Source organism: Arthrobacter sp. SRS-W-1-2016 (assembly GCF_002009585.1).
GTDB classification, from domain to species: domain Bacteria; phylum Actinomycetota; class Actinomycetes; order Actinomycetales; family Micrococcaceae; genus Arthrobacter; species Arthrobacter bambusae_A.
The window spans coordinates 60,676-76,761 of sequence record NZ_MTPV01000005.1; the positions used below are offsets into that span (position 1 = coordinate 60,676).

Consider the following 16,086-nt stretch of genomic DNA (forward strand, 5'->3'; position numbering starts at 1 on the left):
AACTACCTGACTCCCCAACCGGCCCGGACGGTCCTAAGAACCCGGGCAGGAGTCTTCGATCAGGAACCGGGCAAGGCGGAGGGCACGCCGGCCGTAGGTGGCGCCATCGAGGACGGCCGCGGTGGCGTAGGCGCCGTTGAGGACGATGAGCAGTTCATCGGCGAGCTGCCCGGGGTCCTGCGCGCCGGCGTCGGACGCGAGGGATCGGAACCAGTCCCGCACTTGCTGCTTGTGCCCGACGGCGACGAGGTGCGCCGGGTGCCGCCCCTCGGGGAACTCGGTGTTGGTGTTGAGCATCGGACACCCGCGATACGCGGGACCGGCTGTGTCCCCCGCGAGCACTTCGAAAACCGCCATCAACTTGCCCGCCGGGGACGAGGCTTCCCCGGCGGCCTGCTCCATCCGCTCGAACCAGGCATCCGCGCGCCCCTGCACATAGGCGGTGGCCAGGGTGTCCTTGGTGGGAAACTGGCGATAGATCGTGGCGTTGCCCACGCCGCACTCCTTGACCACGGTGTCCATCCCGACCGCCCTGATCCCCTGCTGATAGAAAAGGCGCGTCGCCACCTCGAGCACATTGCGCCGGTTCTCCTCGCCACTCCTGCGTGCCACGGAAACCACACTCCTTCTGAAACCTTCGTCCGCTGTTGCCTTTGTTGCCTTGCATCCAGTTTGACAGACGGATCGTTCCGTCACAAACTATTTGAGAACGATCCGTCACATCTGATCGACGCCCTACTTACGGGAGAACCCCATGAGCTCTTACAACTTCGCCGGGAAGCACGTCCTCGTCATCGGAGGCACCTCAGGCATCGGACGCGCCGTCGTCGAGCACGCAGCGGCACAAGGCGCCCGCGTCACGGCCGCCGCGCGCAATACCGGGAGTGCCGACCTCCCCACAGGGGTGGCGATTGAGCACGTGGACCTCACCTCCACGTCCTCGGTCGAGTCCCTGTTCGAACGGATCGGGGCCTTCGACCACTTGGTGCTCTCGGCCGGCCCCGGCGCCATGGGCGGAATCCGTGAGCTGAGCTCCGAGCAGGTGCGGCCCTTCATGGACATCAAGTTCTGGGGCTACTACGAAGCGGTGCGCGCGGCAGCCGACCGCATCGCCAAGGACGGATCCATCACCCTTGTGGGCGGGGCCGCCAGCCGCAAGCACGCTCCGGGGCGTCCCATGATGGCCGCAATCAACGCGGCGCTCGAGGCCTTCGGCAAAGCCAATGCGATCGATCTCGCCCCGATCCGCGTCAACGTGATCGCCCCCGGCCTGGTGGACACCCCGGCCTACGCCGGAATGCCCGAAGAAATACGCGAAGGCATGCTTCGCGGCTACGCGGCGAGCGTGCCGGCCGGCCGTGCCGGGCTGCCTTCGGACGTGGCCACCGCGGCCACATTCCTCATGGGGAACACCTTCATCACGGGCACAGTCCTGGACGTCGACGGCGGAGTCCACGTCAGCTGATTCGCCATCCGACCCGCCCTCGGCTCCGATCCTGAAAGACGTACAAACCTTCCATGACCCCCTCCCGCACTCTCGTCGTCGTTGCCCATCCTGATGTGGAAAAATCCAGGATTACCGCACACCTCGCCGCAGCCGCCAAGGACGTCGAAAACGTCACCGTCCATGATCTCTCAGCCACTTACCCGGACCGGCGCGTCGACGCCATCCGGGAGCAGGGGCTTCTGCGCGAGCACGACACCATCGTGTTCCAGTTCCCGTGGCATTGGTATTCCGTTCCGGGCGTCCTCAAAGAATGGATGGACCAGGTGCTCACCTACGGGTTCGCTTACGGTTCCGGCGGAGACGCGCTCCACGGAAAGCGCCTGCGCCTGGCCATCTCGACCGGCGGTCCGGAGTCGTCCTACGCGCCCTCGGGAAACAACCGCTTCACCATGGCCGAGCTATTGCGGCCCATGGAAGCCACCGCGCACCTTTGCGGCTTGGAGTTGGAGGAACCGCTGGTCCTGCATTCGGCTGCGCGCGTGACGGATGAAGAATTGGCGGCCCATGCGACCCGCTACCGGGAACTGCTTTCGGCTGTTCCCGCAACTGCCGGCCGCTGACCGGCCCCCCGTCCTGGCGAAAGTCTGCCAGACCCTGGGGAATCCCGGAGCGGAACCGAAGGGCCCCTCACCCTCCGTCTGGCGACCTGGCCAGCAAAGCCCAGCGGCGCACCGGGATCAGTAACGGCCGGACCGGCATTGCCGAGCCACGCCATGAAGTCCTTCCGGGCAGCTTCCATTTCGGCCGGATCCGGATGCCCGGCGCCGTGATAGGGGATCTCCCGCAGCACCGCCAGCGTACCCGGCCACTCCGACGGCCCCTCCCAAACTCCGTGAAGGGATACGTAGCCGGTACTCAGCTCTGCTCGGGCAGGGCCGTGTCCTTTGAGATCGGCGCCCGCTCGGGCTTCTCTTCGCCCCAACGGGCAGACCCGAGCCAGCGGATCACGGCCGTCAGCTTGTCGCGCAGTTCCTCCACCCCGATGTCGACGCCGGGAGTCAGGCTCCGGTCAATCTCCCGAGCCTGGACAAGGGCCGCTTTCCCCAGCTCCGAAACTGCGACCCTTTGCGAACGCCCGTCCAGGCGGCTACGTTCCCGGGTGATGTGCCCGTGCGCCTCAAGCCTGGAAAGTGTCTGTCCCATGGTCTGCGCCTGCACCTGGACTTTGGCCGAAAGCCTGGCCTGGACCATGGCCCCTTCCGCATCGAGAACTTCGAGCGCGATAACGCCCGCATGGGTCAGGCCCAGGACGGCAAGCTCCTCGTTCCAGGCATGCTCGACCAATCGCGCTGCCGTTGAGAGCAACCGTGGAGTCGTCCAGTCGTTTAGGTCCGGCATGGTCCCACCATAGTAAGCCTGCTTCCTATGTGCAGGCTGAGTAATCCTTCATACCGTGATTTGCAAAGACCTTAGCCTCACCCAGTAGCCAGGAAATGAGCGGTCCTGGCGTTGGGCGGGCTCGGAAAGAATCCTCCGCATCGCCCGTTATGCTCGAGACATGTCGCCGGACCTCTATCTTCCCGAGTTGATCAGCTCCCTGGACCGTCTTAGCCTCCTGGCACGCCAGCCCGAGGACGTTCTGACTCGTCCCGTGCCGGCTTGTCCCGGCTGGAACCTCAAGGATCTCTTCGGGCATCTGGGTTCCATTGAACGTTGGGCGGGCGAAATAGTCCTTTCGGGCAAGGTCGCCGAAGAACCGGTCCCACCGGCCACCGGCGCCGTAGCGTGGTTCCTCGAGGGCGAGGACGCTTTCCTCGGGACGATGTCGGCGCTCGATCCGGAAGAACCATGCTGGAACTTCGGCCCTCCCCCGCGCACGGCCGGGTTCTGGCGTCGACGCCAGGCGCATGAACACGCCGTGCACCTCATCGACGCCTGCCAAGCATCGGGCTTGGCGGACCCCACTTTCTCAGCCGATTTCCTGCTCGACGGAATCGACGAGATCCTCACAATGTTCACCCCGCGCCAGCTCCGCCTCGGACGGATGCCCCAGCCAGAGGGCGCGGTGACCTTCGAGGTAGCCGGGGCCGGCCGCTGGAAAATCGGCGAAGGGGACGCCAAAGCTTCGATTTCCTCGACGCCGGTTGGGATGTACCTGGGTCTCTGGGGCCGCTCCAACCTCGCAGAATCAGCGTCCATCGAAGGGGACAAGGCCCTCGCGGTCCGCGTCCTGCGAGGTCCGCTCACCCCCTGACCACCAGGCTGCCGGCATACGGCGCATCGTGGACCAGCTCGTCGAAGTGGATCCAGTCCAGTACCTCCCCGGCTACGAACCACTGTCAACGAGCAAGAGCGAAGGCGACCATGAGTGTTCAACAGAAAAACGCCCCTACGCTGCGGCGGCATATCCTTCCCACCGAGTTGGGTCCCTGCATGGTGCGCGTCCAGCAGGGCACCCACGGGCCGAGGGCCGAATCCGGCACCCCGGAGGTCTACCTTCACGGAGCCGCGGGGTCATGGACAACTTTCCAATCACTGCTTGCCAGGGCAACGGCCCATGACCGGGTTTTGATCGACCTGCCGGGCTGGGGCGAATCCACGGCAGGCGCCCGGCGTGAACAATTCAGCATCGAGGCGATGGCACGCGCCGTCGTCGGGGCACTGAGTGCGCTCGGCTACAGGCGGTGGAAACTCGTGGGCCATTCCATGGGAGGTTTCCTGGCCTTGCACATGGCTGCGGCATGGCCGGAGGAGACCGCCGGGGTAGCCGCCATTTCGGCCACCACATTCAGTGTGTCCGACGCCTGCGGCGCGCCACTCCGCGGCCTCTACAAATTCCCGGCGTTCACCGGCATGCTTCTGGCCATGCGCTCCATGGCCGCCCTCGGCGCGGCAGGGACGGCTGTGGTCCGTACCATCGCCACCACGCCCCTGATGCGGCCGCTGATGTCCCCGTTCTTCGCAGATCCTGCAGCCATACCCCCGGCCGTGTTCAGGGAGCTCGGCGACGATGCCCGGCCCGCCAGCTTCTCCGCTGCCGCCCGGGCCGCCGCCCACTACGATTTCGGCCAGTGGCGCGGCATCCTCTGTCCGGTCCTGGCGATCCGGGGCGACAGGGATGTGTTCACACCCGAGTCCGACCTGGCCCGGTTGGCTGTGGTGGTCCCCCAAACCCGCTTGGCGACTTTTGCGCGCTGCGGCCACTTCGCCCACATCGAGCAGCCGGATCACGTTCACCGGCTGATCGACGAATTGTGGTCCCGGTGAAGAGTCCCGGGCGCGCGAACGGTCCGTGCTACTTCAGCAGGTGCACGGCTGTCGTTTCGGTGTCAGTCGGATCTGGGGTCGGATTGGCGTAGATCTCCAGGAGTGCCCGGCAGACTCCCTATGATTCGCCGCCATCCACGCCTCGATCGCCTTGTACGCCTCGGTCATGCGGTGGTACGGCCCGTGGTGGACTGCCACGGCAGCTTCGCCTCCCGGCGTTTCGCTCGCGTACACCTCGCCCGCTGTTTCGAAGGTGCGGGTGACTTCGACGCCGAACCGACTTCGTCCGGCGCGATTTTGCGCCGGACGGCGGCCAGCGTGCGCGGGAGGACAGCCTGGACGGTGACGGTAACCGACATGCAGGGAGTCCGTTAGTACTTGTCCGCGGAGTCGACGGATTCCCCGACGGTGACTTCGGGGGCCACGTTCGGATCTCCGCCGACCGAGCCGATGAACGCCTGAATTTCGGAGGCCCCGAAGAATTTCTGGAATGCCTCTGTCGATTCCCATTCATCGACGACGAGGACAAACCCGTCCCCCACCGCGAACTGATGGTGGATCGCTCCTGCCGCCCGGCCGCGCTCGCCCCATTGGCGGTACTCGTCCGCGCGTTCCTCAAGCGATTTTGCAAAAACGCTCGTGTCACCGGAAATCTTGGTCGCAATGATGACTGACATGATGTGACCTCCTAAGGCCTGGACTCAGCTCGTGGCAGCCGGCCACGCGGCGATGCGCCTGAACGGTCTGACACGTGAAAGACCATACTCACTCCACCCGGTTACCGCCCGAGTGGCCGCTACCTGTCATTCGCCGCGATCCGTCGAGGGTTCTCTAGTTAGTGAACCCGGATAGGATCTCGGGGTACCCAGCTTCCCGAACCATACTGAAAGAACCGCATGCCGCACCTTGATCCTGCCCTCCCGCTCCGCACCTTGCCGCAGATGCTCCTGGACGTTGCCGCCGTCGAGCGCAATATCGGCATCAAAGAGGGCTGGACACGTGAGCACGGCATGGTGCTGGCCCCACACATCAAGACCACCATGACAGGTGAGATTGTCCGCCGGCAGCTGCCCGGTTCCTGGGGCGTGACCGTGGCGACAACCGCGCAGGCCGCGCAGGCCATCGAGTGGGGAGCCGCCCGGATCCTCATCGCGAACGAGGTACTGTTCCGCGGCCACCTCGAGCAGTTGCGGGCCTGGCTGGCCGCCTCGCCGGAACTGGAAATCTACTGCCTGGCCGATTCGGCGGCGGGTGTCCAGGCCATGGCCGAGGTATTCGAAGAGTCGCCACAGGCCCTGAAGGTGCTGATCGACGTCGGAACTCCCGGCGGCCGCACCGGGATCCGCACCGCGGCCGAAGCCGGGCCGCTGGCGGCGGAGATTCGCGCGGCCAGCGGGCTGCTGCTGGCCGGCGTCAGCGCCTACGAGGGCGTGGCACCGAACACCCGGACGGATGAGAACCTGGCCGGGATCGATTCGCACTGCCGCTTGGCCCGCGACATTTTCGATGAACTGCACCCCATCTTCGAGGTGGAGCTCCCGGTCTTCACCAACGGCGGCTCGGCGTTCCAGGACCGTGCGGCCGCTTTCCTGCCGCAGAACGCCTCCGTCAATGTGCTGCGTTCAGGCTGCTACGTAGTGCACGACCACGGCACCTACGAGAGCGTCTCGCCAGTCCCCGGCCTCACCGCCGCAGCGGTGGTGCGGGCTTTGGTCATCTCCGCCCCGGAACCCGGGCGCGTGGTCCTGAACGCGGGCAAGCGCGAATTGGCGTACGACGCCGGCCTGCCGGTGATCGTTTCCCGGTACCGCGATGGGGCCCTCCTGCATGCCGGTGCAGGCGCCACGCTGACCCGCCTCTTCGACCACCACGCCATCGTTGACGATGCCGAAGGGCTGCGGGTCGGCGACATCGTGGACCTGGGTATCTCCCATCCTTGCTCGCTGTTCGACCGCTGGCGCGAAGTCGTGGCCGTCAGCAATGACGCCGTCGAGACCTGGCGGCCTGTGTTCTAAACGGCCGGTTCGACGCCGCTTAAGGGGTCTCACCGCCGCTGCGGGACCCGTACGAACGCGAGCCAGACCTGACACCCGACATTGTGGACGTGCAGCCACGGCTGGACCGCATCCTGACGGCGCTGATCGACGGGTTCGCCGGCCGCAAAACCCGGGATTGAGGGTTTCGTGGAGCAACTAGCCCTACTGCTTGGTTTCCCAGGGGAAAGATGCAACACGCCTCAGCGCCTTCTGAATCTCCCCGGCTTGGGATTCAAGCCCGAGGTCCGCAACATGTGCCAAGCCGTAGGTGAGCCACCTCCGCCCGAACTTCCCCTGTTCCAGGGTCAGGACAGGCTGCCTGGACAGAGCCAGAGCCCTTAAGACACGCTGGCGAGGCGTCGGGCGCCAATCGAACCATCCCTGGATCAGCTCTGCCAGCAGTCGGAGAATGATCTCCGCCATCATTTCATCGCCTCCCGGATAGGGCCCTGCGACGGATCGCTTGGCATTATTATCTGCCCTGTTCTTGCCTGTCGGGTGCTCTTCTGCCCACGTCCTCACGCTTCAATGACCTAAACACTTTTGCAGAGGGCGTACCTTTTCCGTGGACACAGACGATTAAAAGAGTGCGTACCCAACCGAGTCAGCCCTCGCGAAGCCCGCATGACAACGGCGCGCCGTAAAACCCGGGAAAGAACACATCAATGACACTCACTGCCGAGGCCGTACACACGCTAGAAGAGATCGCCGTCCGCTTCAGCCCCGATGGCATCCCGTTGGCCGTCCGATATGACGGCAGCATCTTGGCCGTGGATCCCGACGCCGACGCCGCGCACTGGTTCGGGCGCGGAGGTTGGCCGGATGGCAGCGACCCGGCCGCCAACGACAGCGAAGACTTCGCATCCGTTGAACACTGGCGGGTACAGGTCCGCCGCAACTCCAACTCCGCATTGCGTACTTTCCATCTGCAGCGGAATCCGAGCTCCCCGGACTGGTTTCTGGCCGAAGTCACCGACGCGACCTCGGCGTTCAGCCCGTAATCCCTGCACTCCGCTCACGCCATCAACCGGCCCACCTATGCCCACGCCATCCTTACGAGCGATGAGTTGGTCGCACAGCTTTTGGCCTGACGCCTACAATCCGAGCTTGAGCGTCTCCGTCCTCATGGAAGCGTGCGCCCGGTCAATGCAGCCGCTGTTCCCAGTCAGTCGGGACGCGTGAGGCCGGGCCCGGAACGCTTTGATCGAGAGGATGATGCGCCGGTGGTTCAAGCTGAGGTCCGGCGAAAAATGCCGAGTCCGGATAGTTGAAGAACCAGTCCTCGCCCGGTTCAAAGCTGCGGATGACCGGGTGGCCGCTGGATTGCGCATGGGCCGTGGCGTGTTGCCCGGGCGAGTTGTCGCAGCAGCCGATGTGCCCGCACTGCGCGCAGCGCCGCAAGTGCAGCCACCAGCCCCTGTTGGCCTCGCATTCAACACAGCCCGGCCCGCTGGGTGGAATCGAAACGTCGATTCCTTGATATGCATTCATTGCGGCTTTCCCTCGCATTGGAGTGCCTCTAGGCCACCCACTACTTTACGCCCACAGCCATTCCGCGCCGAAGGAATGTCGGCATCGTCGTCAGCGCCGCCCACGGGCCGGATCCACATCCAGTGCGGCACGGTCCCACTGTCCCGTTTCAGCCGCCGCCTCGTAGGTGGATTGCAGGAACCGCAACAGCGTCTTGTCAGCGTCCGACGCCGTTCGGACGTTCTCGTACGGGAGGAGGTACAACTTGCCATCGCTGCTATAGAAGGCGCCATCGGCGTCGTTGACATATTCGGCGTAACCGGCCGGCTCTGGATAAGAGTATGCATAGAAGGCTCCTTCGTCCCCTCCCCCGGGCCAAAACCCACAGCTGCTGAGCTCGTGGGAATAGCCCTCCACCATCACCCAGTCGGCGCAGTTCGGGACACCACCGGGATGAATAGGCGCGCCCCGCCCGGAGAAGCGGGAGTGTGCCAAGTCCATGCCTCCCCAGAAGAAATGGACGGGACTGGCTTTGCCCCGGAATCGCGACCTGAATTCATTCAAAACCCGGTCCGACTGGACTAATTGCCTCCAGAACAACCGAATAGCCTCCGGGTCGTAGGAGGCATGCTGAAAGTCTTGGGCAAAGGGTATGGCCGGGTCCACTTCGTTCGGAATGCCGCGGATGGTCGCCTTGATACCGAGCCTACCCAAGGCTTCGAATACTTCGGAGTGGAATTCGGCCACCGACTTGGCTTCGAGGACGACGGATGCCGACGTCCCGTTGCTGGCACGTATATGCAGCCGATGGTCAAGGAAATCGAATTCGATGTCGTACGCACCGCCGGCGTACGGGATCGCTGACGTGGTCAGTCCGCGCGGGGTGACGTACAACGTTACCTGCCACCAGTGGTTCAACATCGGGGCATGCGCCATACGGATTTTTCCCACAATCTGGGTCCACATGTGCACTGTCTCCCTGGTTGGGGTCCACTCATCGGCGCGAAGCTCGGGCCATTCCGGGTGAGCCATCTCACAATTGTGCCACTCCTGCCGGCCGGACCGCCGGGGATTCTCCGACGCTTTCCCATCGCCCGCCCCGGTCGAGGGCGCGTAGGCTCGGCGCTATGACTATCAACTCTTCATCTGACCGTGTCCGCCGATCGGGTGGCTGGCTGCCCGAGCGACAGGACGAGCTTGAGGCTTGGATTGCCGGCCACCGGGAACGGGCGGAGGCCCGGGGCGACGATGCTCCTCTGCATCCCGTGATCGCGGAGTTCAAGGAGCTTATCGCCGGCGATCCGGTTGTCCGCCTCTACATGACAGATATGATCGAGCAGGTTCCCAAGTCGAAGCCCTACCGCAAACGGCACCTGACAAGCGTTGACCAGATGCTCCGGCTGATCAACGAGGTGCTGACGACCGCCCCGGAGTTCAGCGAAGGTGGCATGGTCACCACGCCGTTGACAGCGATCCTTGACTGGACCATGGGAACCGAGGCCGGGTTCGCCGCCCATCGCGATCCTCGAATCGTCGCCATGTTCCGAAAGATACTGAATGCCTGGTGCGAGTTCCTAAGCAGCGAGGACTCGCTGTACGTGCTGAACGACTCGCCGTCCGGCTGGATGTCGGAGAAGGCGCGGCAGGTTGTCGGGATGGACGACTATGAACATGATCCCCTCGCCGAGCACTGGGGTTTCACGTCGTGGAATGATTTCTTCACCCGCCGCCTCACCTCGACCTCCAGACCCGTTGCTGCACCCGAAGACGACAAAATCATCGTCAGCGCCTGCGAATCGACCCCCTACAAGATAAGCTCCGACGTTCAACGCCAGAGCCGGTTCTGGGTCAAGAACCAGCCTTACTCACTCGAGGACCTGCTCGCCCGGGATGAATCGGTGGAGCACTTTGTTGGCGGGACGGTGTACCAGGCGTTCCTGAGCGCACTGAACTATCACCGGTGGCACGCGCCCGTCGCCGGAACGATCGTGAGGGCGTACCTCAAGGACGGTACATACTTCTCCGAGGCAGAATCAGAAGGGCCCGACGCCGTCGAGCCGACCCTCTCGCAGTCATACCTGGCCCATGTCGCGGCACGCGCGATCATCCTGATCCAGGCCGACGACCCAGTCATCGGCCTCATGGCGGTGATACCCGTGGGCATGGTCGAGGTCTCGTCCTGCGTCATCGATCCGGAGATCGTCCCGGGCCACCACGTGAACAAGGGCGACGAATTGGGGTACTTCCAGTTCGGCGGCTCCACAGAGTGCCTCGTTTTCCGGCCCGGCGCTATCGACCAGTTCGCTCTCACCGCGATCCCCCAACCGCAGAATCCGCACGCACCCCTCGTGCCGGTCCGGTCGAAGCTTGCCACCGCCAGGCATGAGGAGAACGCATGATCAATGCCGACGCCGCGTCGCTGGAGGCAATCGGTGTCAATCCGCTGGATCCGGGGTCGCGTGCTCCCGCAGCTCGCGCCGCCCGGGATCAGGGCCGTCGCCTCGCCGCGGAGCTCGACAACTTCTGGAACTGAGTTCTGCTAGCCGTCCCCCGCGATGGAGAGGATAATCCGCCGTGGTGACTCTGGCGTTCGCCCTGCGCCGGGACTTCCCCTGGCCGAGAGTTCCCGGTTATATCCTCGTCCAGGCTGCCGGGGCGGCGCTCGCGTCCGCCACGCTCCTGGCCGTGTTCGGCCACTACGGCAAGGACGGGATGACCGTTCCGGGCCCGGAATTCACCGATTTTCAGGCTTTCACCCTGGAAGTCCTGCTGACTGCGGGACTCGTCAGCACCGTGCTCGCCGTCGCCTCCGGGGCGCAGAACGTCGGCGCCTTGTCGGCATTCGGAATCGCCGCTTACATCGTCATGGCCGGGCTTTGGTGTGGCCCGGTCAGCGGAGCGTCGATGAACCCAATCAGGTCGTTCGGCCCCGACCTGATCACAGGTGACTTCAGCCGATACTGGATCTACGCCACCGGTCCGATCGGTGGGGCCCTCCTCGCAGTCGCCATAGCGCATGTCCTGCGGGGCCGGGGCGGCAGGGCCGCCGCCGAAAAAGCCGCCCAGGGCTCCCTGAGCGGCTGAGCCGGGGAGGGCGGACTGGTATGCGCACAAGCGATGGGGAAACCGCGGCCGGACGGCTCACCGCGAATCGGCGTTTGGCAGCCGTGGCTGCGGCGGCTGTGGCCGCCACGATCGTGGCGGCGTTCCTGGTCAACCAGCCGCGGGCCGGCGTCGACGGTCCGCTGCCATCGCCTCCCGGGCCGAGCATCCCGACGACCTCGTCCCAGTCTCCTTCGAGTCCAGGTTCGCCGCCGCCGTCGAGCCCTTCCGGTGTCCCGGGCGATCCGATCAGGCTGATCGGATCGACAATCCCGGTTGGCGCAGCAGCACTGTGGCCGGATGTCACGTTTCCAGTGGCGCCGAGCGCGGGACGCTCAATAGCCCAGGCCGGATCGGTCATCGTGGAGGCGGGATTGCAGGGCAGCACCTTGGTGGTGGCCCACAGCTCCGATTCGGGAGCCACCTGGACGAGCAACCACGTTGAGCTGGCGACCCCGGTGCCGTACGTCGACGTGTCGCTGTCCGGTGATGGCAAGCACTGGATCGTCGGACCGCCGCACGAGGGAGGCGCGACAGAGTCGAGCTACACGGGCGCTTACGTCTCGACGTCGGGCGGTGCCCTGAAGCGGTTGTCCCTACCGGGTCAGGCATCGCATGCCGCATGGGCCGGATCCGCCCTGCTCGTCAGCGGCGGATCGATGGACACCCACTTGTGGTCGAGCACCGATAACGGGCATTCCTTCACCGACATCAGCCCGAGCGTCCAAGGATCGGTGCCGCCACCGGGGTATCAGGGCGCCCCGTCGGTCTCGCTGCTGCAACTGGGCAGCGGGGTCGCAGCTGTCGCACTAGCACCGAATGGAACCGGAAGCACTGCGACCGTCTACGTGACGCATGACGGCGCCACGTTCAAAAAGGGCGCCTCGGCGGAGCTCCCGAACATCGCCCCCGGGCCGCTCAACGGCCTCGCCAGCACCTACGGCAGCGACGCCGCCATCGTGACCAGCGCCGTACAGCTACTCAAGGTCACCGCCGACGCCCAGTTCCAGCCGATCGCGACGTCGGGGATCCCCTTAGGGGCTAACTCGCTCGGAATCCAATTCCGAGACGCCGCCAAGGGCCTCGTCGACGCGACCAAGACCACCTGCACTGACGGGAAGACCGGCTGCACCACACTCACCACCCGGTACACCACCGCCGACGGCGGCACCAACTGGACCCCGGCACCTTAGAGGATGCGCTCGGCGATGCGGTCGGCGACGCGCAAAGCGTTGGCGATGATGGTCAAAGTCGGATTCACCGCGCCGATGGAGGGCATGAAACTGCCGTCGACGACGTAGAGGTTGTCAAGGTCGTAGGCTTTGCAGTCCAGATCCAGGGCTGCAGCCGCGGGGTCGGATCCGAAGCGGACCGTTCCGGCCTGATGGGCGGTGGCTGCGATGTCCATGTCCTTGTGGGGGTAGATGCTGCGCGCGAAAGAAGTCGAACGTGCATCGAGTCTGTTCAGGACGCCGTCGAACGCTTTCCGAAGTCGTTTGACGCCCTCGGTGTTGTTGTCGGGCTGAAGTGCCAGCTGCACGGACCCGTCGGCGCGCAGCGTCACCCGGCTCTCGGGCAAGGGAAGGTCTTCCCCCGCCAACCAGAAGTCGAGCGCGTGCGACGCGACCGCCCCGAAAGCGGCGGACGGTCCAAGCCCGAACGGCTTGGGCGCTTCCGCTTTGATCTGCCAGTCGTCCGATTTGCCCAGCATCTGGACATTCCCCATCGGATATTCCCATTCCGCGCTGGGACCGTAGAAGTCGTTCAGGGCCAATGTCTTCTGGAACACGGTGGGATTGGGGTCTTTTGACACGGCCATCAAACCGACGTTGTTATGCCGCATGTAATGCCTGCCAACGACGTCGGAACTGTTCGCCAGCCCGCGGGGGTGCCGCTCGTTGGCTGACTGAAGCAGCAGCACCGTTGAAAGGATCGATCCGGCTGAAAGGACCACGATGTCTCCGACGAAGGTTCGGGCGCTTCCGTCCTCCATGGTTGCGTGGACCCCCGTGACGGTGCGGCCGGTCTCATCGGTTGTGAGGCGCTGGACGGTGGCCCGGGTGATCAGGGTCAGGTTTGGGTGCGCGGCCAATGCGGGGCTCACGGCCGCGGTTTCGGCATCGGACTTGGCGCCCAGGAGGCAAGGGAAGCCGTCAACCCGGTCGCAGCGGATGCACACGGAGCCAACCGCGGCAGTGCCGTCCGGGTTTTGATCCAGATTGATGCCCAGGGGCAGGTGGAAAGGGTGGAGTCCGAGTTTTTCGAGCCCTTCGGAGAGTTCCTGGATCCGTGGTTCGTGCTTCACCGGCGGGTGCGCATAGTCGCGGCTCGATGGCCCGGCGAAGGGATCCTCGCCGTGCAGGCCGTGGACCATGAACTGGTGTTCAGCCTGGACATAGTAGGGTTCAAGATCTGCATAGCTGATGGGCCATGCCGGCGAGATCCCGCCGTGGTGGCGGATTTGTCCGAAGTCTTCCGGGGTAAGCCTGAAAAGCGCAGCCCCGTAGACCTTCGAATTGCCGCCTACGTAATAGTGCAACCCTGGATGGAACGGTTTGCCGGTCCGGTCGTAGAAGGTTTCGGCTGCTGTGTAGCGGCCCTTGGCGAACACCTCGCGGGAGTCCCAGTTGGCCCGCTCGCGCTTGAGGTAATCGCCCCGTTCCAGGAGCAGGATCCGCTTGCCGGTCCTGGCCAGTCTGCCGGCAAGGGTGCCGCCGGCGGGTCCGCTACCAATGACGACGACGTCGTAGGCGTCACCCGCGTCGGTGGAGTGCGCGTTCACAGGCCGACGCTCCCCTGCATGATGCCGCCATCGACGAAGACGGAAGTCGAGGTCACATAGGCGGACGTGTTGGAGGCAAGGACAACGGCCATGCGGGCGATTTCCTCCGGCTTTGCCATGCGTCCGAGCGGTATGGCAGCATTCAGGGACTTCAGCTTCCCGGCATCAGCCATGGTGGAGGCATTGATGGGAGTTTCCACCGCGCCGGGGCACAGGTTGAGGACACGGATACCGTGCTCGCCAAGTTCAACACCGGCCGTGCGCGTGAGCATCCTCATCCCGCCTTTCGAGACGCAATAGGCGGTGTTGCCGGGCATCGGCCAATCCTCGTGGACGGAGGAAATGTTCAAGATCACCCCGCCACGGCCTTGGAGGATGAACTGCTTCGCCGCCAGTTGGGTGCCGAAGAAAGCGCTCTTGAGGTTGATGTCGAGTACTTTCTGGTACTGCTCCTCCGAGGTTTCCAACACTGAGGTCCGGGTTTCGATCCCGGCATTGTTAACGAGCACATCCAAGCTGCCGAAGGCTTCGACTGCCTTTTGCACGAGTGCCTGCAAACCCGCGAGCGAGCTGATGTCCGCTTCGAGTCCGACAGCTTTCCCGCCAGCCTCCTCGACGCGGGCGATCAAGGATGAGGTCTCTTCGGGGTGCGCTACGTAGTCGATGACAATGTTGGCGCCCTCGGCCGCCGCGGCGAGCACGATCGCTTCACCGATTCCACTGTTGCCGCCCGTCACTATGACTGTCTTGTCTTTCAGGAGCATGGCTGTATTCCGTCCTGTTGAGTTCTCCGGCTGATGCCAGGCGCTTGAACCGGATGATGATGGTCCGGGAGCGTCCGGTGTGGATGTAGGGCTCATGGTACCCAGTCCAGCTGGATGCATATGGGGTGGCAGCCACAACGGTCCAGCCGGGCGCGACACGCCACCGGAGCCGGCACCCCTTTGGGGCTCGCTTCAACTCGCGGTGAGGAAGCTCTTCATGGCTGGTGGAGTTTGGCTCAAGGATCCCCTGCATGGGCTTTGCTTGGACCTCCGGAAGGCGTGCGATGCAACAAGGCCAACGCCCGCGTAACCGACATGTCCGCCCGGGCGACTATCAGGGCTGTCAGCAAGGCAGCGGCAACGTGCGTGTCCAGCATCAAATCCGGTGAGTGCCCGGACGAAACGAAAGGCACTGCGGTCAACTGCCCAGGCTGAAATCCCGTCACCCCATGCTGATGCTGGGCGGGTGCCGGAACCGTGAAGTTTCCGGAGAGCCGGTCGAAAGCCAGATGCAGAACCTGCTGGGTCACGCCGCAGAGGATGAGCAACAACCAGTTCGGCAGATATATCCGGGACACCAGCGAGGCGCACATGCTCAGCAGAGCCGTCAATGCGATCAGCACCGGGGCTCCGGGAGATACTCCACCTGAGACCAGGTGGGCTGCCAGCCCCAGTCCGACCGCCGCCGGCCCGACTTCCCACCCCGGGAATCTTCGACGTCCATGGGATTTCTGCTCATCCACGCCCGGTCTCTCCGTTCCGTCGTTGGACGGGTTCCGCTCTCCTCCATGGTGGCGCCGTTTCTCACCCGAAGGAAGGCTTTCCGGGGCACTTTCACCCGATTGCCGCCTGCGCTCCCGCTCAGTTCAACGATGTGTCGGCATCGGCGAGACCCACGCAATAATCATCGGTTGTTTGAGAACAGCGACGGAGAGCGCGCATACCCGCACCCATTGGAACTTTTCAGGGTGAGTGCTTCGTGATCCTGATCTCGGCGTGGGCGTCCGAAGACCCGACGGTTCCCGAGGGGAGAGCGACCTGGGCCGACACAGGCCCAACCACAAAGTAGATCAGCTCCATGTGTGGGCTCCCGCATGAAAACGAAACACTCACCTTGGAACTGCTGCTGGAGCCTTGCTGGGAAACAGTCAGCAAAGCCTGGGGTGCGCCTGCGCAGGCCGCGGTCACCGAGTAATCCCCGCTGCCCACGGCGTTATA

The 16,086-nt window shown here is 64.5% G+C and carries 19 protein-coding genes; 10 read left to right on the top strand and 9 right to left on the bottom strand.

Translation table 11 applies throughout. The annotated features are described in order from the left end of the window. Window positions 1-33 precede the first annotated feature (33 nt). Window positions 34-612: a TetR family transcriptional regulator gene (locus BMF89_RS01000; protein ID WP_253190640.1), complete on the bottom strand. Its 579-nt coding sequence runs from the start codon at window positions 610-612 to the stop codon at window positions 34-36. A gap of 142 nt (window positions 613-754) precedes the next feature. Here BMF89_RS01000 and BMF89_RS01005 point away from each other — a divergent pair, with 142 nt between their 5' ends. After that, a complete protein-coding gene (locus BMF89_RS01005) occupies window positions 755-1,465 on the top strand; it encodes an SDR family oxidoreductase (protein ID WP_078105222.1) in 711 nt (236 codons plus the stop codon). 53 nt (window positions 1,466-1,518) lie between these two features. Continuing rightward, complete coding sequence (locus BMF89_RS01010) at window positions 1,519-2,067, top strand: NAD(P)H-dependent oxidoreductase (protein WP_078105223.1); 549 nt, start codon at window positions 1,519-1,521, stop codon at window positions 2,065-2,067. Window positions 2,068-2,362: 295 nt separating this feature from the next. Here BMF89_RS01010 and BMF89_RS01015 read toward each other — a convergent pair whose 3' ends face one another. Further along, window positions 2,363-2,845: a MarR family transcriptional regulator gene (locus tag BMF89_RS01015; protein ID WP_078105224.1), complete on the bottom strand. Its 483-nt coding sequence runs from the start codon at window positions 2,843-2,845 to the stop codon at window positions 2,363-2,365. 160 nt (window positions 2,846-3,005) lie between these two features. On the opposite strand from BMF89_RS01015, the gene BMF89_RS01020 reads away from it, so the two are divergent. Further along, window positions 3,006-3,701 carry a maleylpyruvate isomerase family mycothiol-dependent enzyme gene (locus BMF89_RS01020; RefSeq protein WP_078105225.1) on the top strand — a complete coding sequence of 232 codons (696 nt, stop codon included), beginning with the start codon at window positions 3,006-3,008 and terminating at the stop codon, window positions 3,699-3,701. Between the two features lie 110 nt (window positions 3,702-3,811). Continuing rightward, window positions 3,812-4,714: an alpha/beta hydrolase gene (locus BMF89_RS01025; protein ID WP_078105226.1), complete on the top strand. Its 903-nt coding sequence runs from the start codon at window positions 3,812-3,814 to the stop codon at window positions 4,712-4,714. A 33-nt stretch (window positions 4,715-4,747) separates the two neighbouring features. Here BMF89_RS01025 and BMF89_RS22675 read toward each other — a convergent pair whose 3' ends face one another. Continuing rightward, a complete protein-coding gene (locus BMF89_RS22675) occupies window positions 4,748-5,197 on the bottom strand; it encodes a GyrI-like domain-containing protein (RefSeq protein ID WP_366214752.1) in 450 nt (149 codons plus the stop codon). Next, window positions 5,086-5,391 (bottom strand): hypothetical protein, encoded by a 306-nt coding sequence (locus tag BMF89_RS22260; protein WP_078105227.1) that lies wholly within the window; start codon window positions 5,389-5,391, stop codon window positions 5,086-5,088. Before BMF89_RS22260 ends, BMF89_RS22675 begins: the two co-directional genes overlap by 112 nt. A gap of 219 nt (window positions 5,392-5,610) precedes the next feature. On the opposite strand from BMF89_RS22260, the gene BMF89_RS01035 reads away from it, so the two are divergent. Both BMF89_RS01035 and BMF89_RS01045 read left to right on the top strand, forming a co-directional pair. Then, entirely contained in the window at window positions 5,611-6,729 is a 1,119-nt protein-coding gene (locus BMF89_RS01035) for an alanine racemase (protein WP_078105228.1), read from the top strand. A 686-nt stretch (window positions 6,730-7,415) separates the two neighbouring features. Beyond that, window positions 7,416-7,751, top strand: coding sequence for a hypothetical protein (locus BMF89_RS01045; protein WP_078105230.1), 336 nt, complete (start codon window positions 7,416-7,418; stop codon window positions 7,749-7,751). A 142-nt stretch (window positions 7,752-7,893) separates the two neighbouring features. On the opposite strand, the gene BMF89_RS01050 is transcribed toward BMF89_RS01045, so the two are convergent. Both BMF89_RS01050 and BMF89_RS01055 read right to left on the bottom strand, forming a co-directional pair. After that, on the bottom strand, window positions 7,894-8,241 hold the full coding sequence (locus BMF89_RS01050; RefSeq protein WP_078105231.1) for a UBP-type zinc finger domain-containing protein: 348 nt from the start codon (window positions 8,239-8,241) through the stop codon (window positions 7,894-7,896). Window positions 8,242-8,331: 90 nt separating this feature from the next. Next, window positions 8,332-9,252: a DUF5996 family protein gene (locus BMF89_RS01055; RefSeq protein ID WP_078105232.1), complete on the bottom strand. Its 921-nt coding sequence runs from the start codon at window positions 9,250-9,252 to the stop codon at window positions 8,332-8,334. Window positions 9,253-9,347: 95 nt separating this feature from the next. Between BMF89_RS01055 and BMF89_RS01060 the strand changes: the two genes are divergently transcribed. From BMF89_RS01060 to BMF89_RS01070, 4 genes are read left to right on the top strand one after another with little or no spacing between them, the layout of a single operon-like run. After that, entirely contained in the window at window positions 9,348-10,619 is a 1,272-nt protein-coding gene (locus BMF89_RS01060) for a phosphatidylserine decarboxylase family protein (RefSeq protein ID WP_078105233.1), read from the top strand. Continuing rightward, window positions 10,616-10,753 carry a hypothetical protein gene (locus BMF89_RS21795; RefSeq protein WP_171983359.1) on the top strand — a complete coding sequence of 46 codons (138 nt, stop codon included), beginning with the start codon at window positions 10,616-10,618 and terminating at the stop codon, window positions 10,751-10,753. The genes BMF89_RS01060 and BMF89_RS21795 overlap by 4 nt, the downstream gene beginning before the upstream one ends. Window positions 10,754-10,794: 41 nt before the next feature. Continuing rightward, a complete protein-coding gene (locus BMF89_RS01065; RefSeq protein WP_078105234.1) occupies window positions 10,795-11,304 on the top strand; it encodes an aquaporin in 510 nt (169 codons plus the stop codon). Window positions 11,305-11,324: 20 nt separating this feature from the next. Continuing rightward, complete coding sequence (locus tag BMF89_RS01070; RefSeq protein ID WP_078105235.1) at window positions 11,325-12,515, top strand: hypothetical protein; 1,191 nt, start codon at window positions 11,325-11,327, stop codon at window positions 12,513-12,515. Here BMF89_RS01070 and BMF89_RS01075 read toward each other — a convergent pair. From BMF89_RS01075 to BMF89_RS01085, 3 genes are all read right to left on the bottom strand, one after another. Next, window positions 12,512-14,104, bottom strand: coding sequence for a GMC family oxidoreductase (locus BMF89_RS01075; protein ID WP_078105236.1), 1,593 nt, complete (start codon window positions 14,102-14,104; stop codon window positions 12,512-12,514). The two genes, BMF89_RS01070 and BMF89_RS01075, sit on opposite strands and share 4 nt — an antisense overlap. Next, window positions 14,101-14,868, bottom strand: coding sequence for a glucose 1-dehydrogenase (locus BMF89_RS01080; protein WP_078105237.1), 768 nt, complete (start codon window positions 14,866-14,868; stop codon window positions 14,101-14,103). Before BMF89_RS01080 ends, BMF89_RS01075 begins: the two co-directional genes overlap by 4 nt. Before the next feature lie 236 nt (window positions 14,869-15,104). After that, the gene (locus BMF89_RS01085; protein WP_139359491.1) at window positions 15,105-15,611 is read right to left on the bottom strand and encodes a hypothetical protein; all 507 of its coding nucleotides are present in this window, start codon (window positions 15,609-15,611) and stop codon (window positions 15,105-15,107) included. Window positions 15,612-16,086: the final 475 nt, after the last annotated feature.

What these genes read in the sequence shown, in the direction of transcription:
- BMF89_RS01005 (WP_078105222.1), top strand. Translation starts at nt 755, where the DNA reads ATGAGCTCTTACAACTTCGCCGGGAAGCACGTCCTCGTCATCGGAGGC.
- BMF89_RS01010 (WP_078105223.1), top strand. Translation starts at nt 1,519, where the DNA reads ATGACCCCCTCCCGCACTCTCGTCGTCGTTGCCCATCCTGATGTGGAA.
- BMF89_RS01015 (WP_078105224.1), bottom strand. Translation starts at nt 2,845, where the DNA reads ATGCCGGACCTAAACGACTGGACGACTCCACGGTTGCTCTCAACGGCA.
- BMF89_RS01020 (WP_078105225.1), top strand. Translation starts at nt 3,006, where the DNA reads ATGTCGCCGGACCTCTATCTTCCCGAGTTGATCAGCTCCCTGGACCGT.
- BMF89_RS01025 (WP_078105226.1), top strand. Translation starts at nt 3,812, where the DNA reads ATGAGTGTTCAACAGAAAAACGCCCCTACGCTGCGGCGGCATATCCTT.
- BMF89_RS22260 (WP_078105227.1), bottom strand. Translation starts at nt 5,391, where the DNA reads ATGTCAGTCATCATTGCGACCAAGATTTCCGGTGACACGAGCGTTTTT.
- BMF89_RS01035 (WP_078105228.1), top strand. Translation starts at nt 5,611, where the DNA reads ATGCCGCACCTTGATCCTGCCCTCCCGCTCCGCACCTTGCCGCAGATG.
- BMF89_RS01045 (WP_078105230.1), top strand. Translation starts at nt 7,416, where the DNA reads ATGACACTCACTGCCGAGGCCGTACACACGCTAGAAGAGATCGCCGTC.
- BMF89_RS01050 (WP_078105231.1), bottom strand. Translation starts at nt 8,241, where the DNA reads ATGAATGCATATCAAGGAATCGACGTTTCGATTCCACCCAGCGGGCCG.
- BMF89_RS01055 (WP_078105232.1), bottom strand. Translation starts at nt 9,252, where the DNA reads ATGGCTCACCCGGAATGGCCCGAGCTTCGCGCCGATGAGTGGACCCCA.
- BMF89_RS01060 (WP_078105233.1), top strand. Translation starts at nt 9,348, where the DNA reads ATGACTATCAACTCTTCATCTGACCGTGTCCGCCGATCGGGTGGCTGG.
- BMF89_RS21795 (WP_171983359.1), top strand. Translation starts at nt 10,616, where the DNA reads ATGATCAATGCCGACGCCGCGTCGCTGGAGGCAATCGGTGTCAATCCG.
- BMF89_RS01070 (WP_078105235.1), top strand. Translation starts at nt 11,325, where the DNA reads ATGCGCACAAGCGATGGGGAAACCGCGGCCGGACGGCTCACCGCGAAT.
- BMF89_RS01080 (WP_078105237.1), bottom strand. Translation starts at nt 14,868, where the DNA reads ATGCTCCTGAAAGACAAGACAGTCATAGTGACGGGCGGCAACAGTGGA.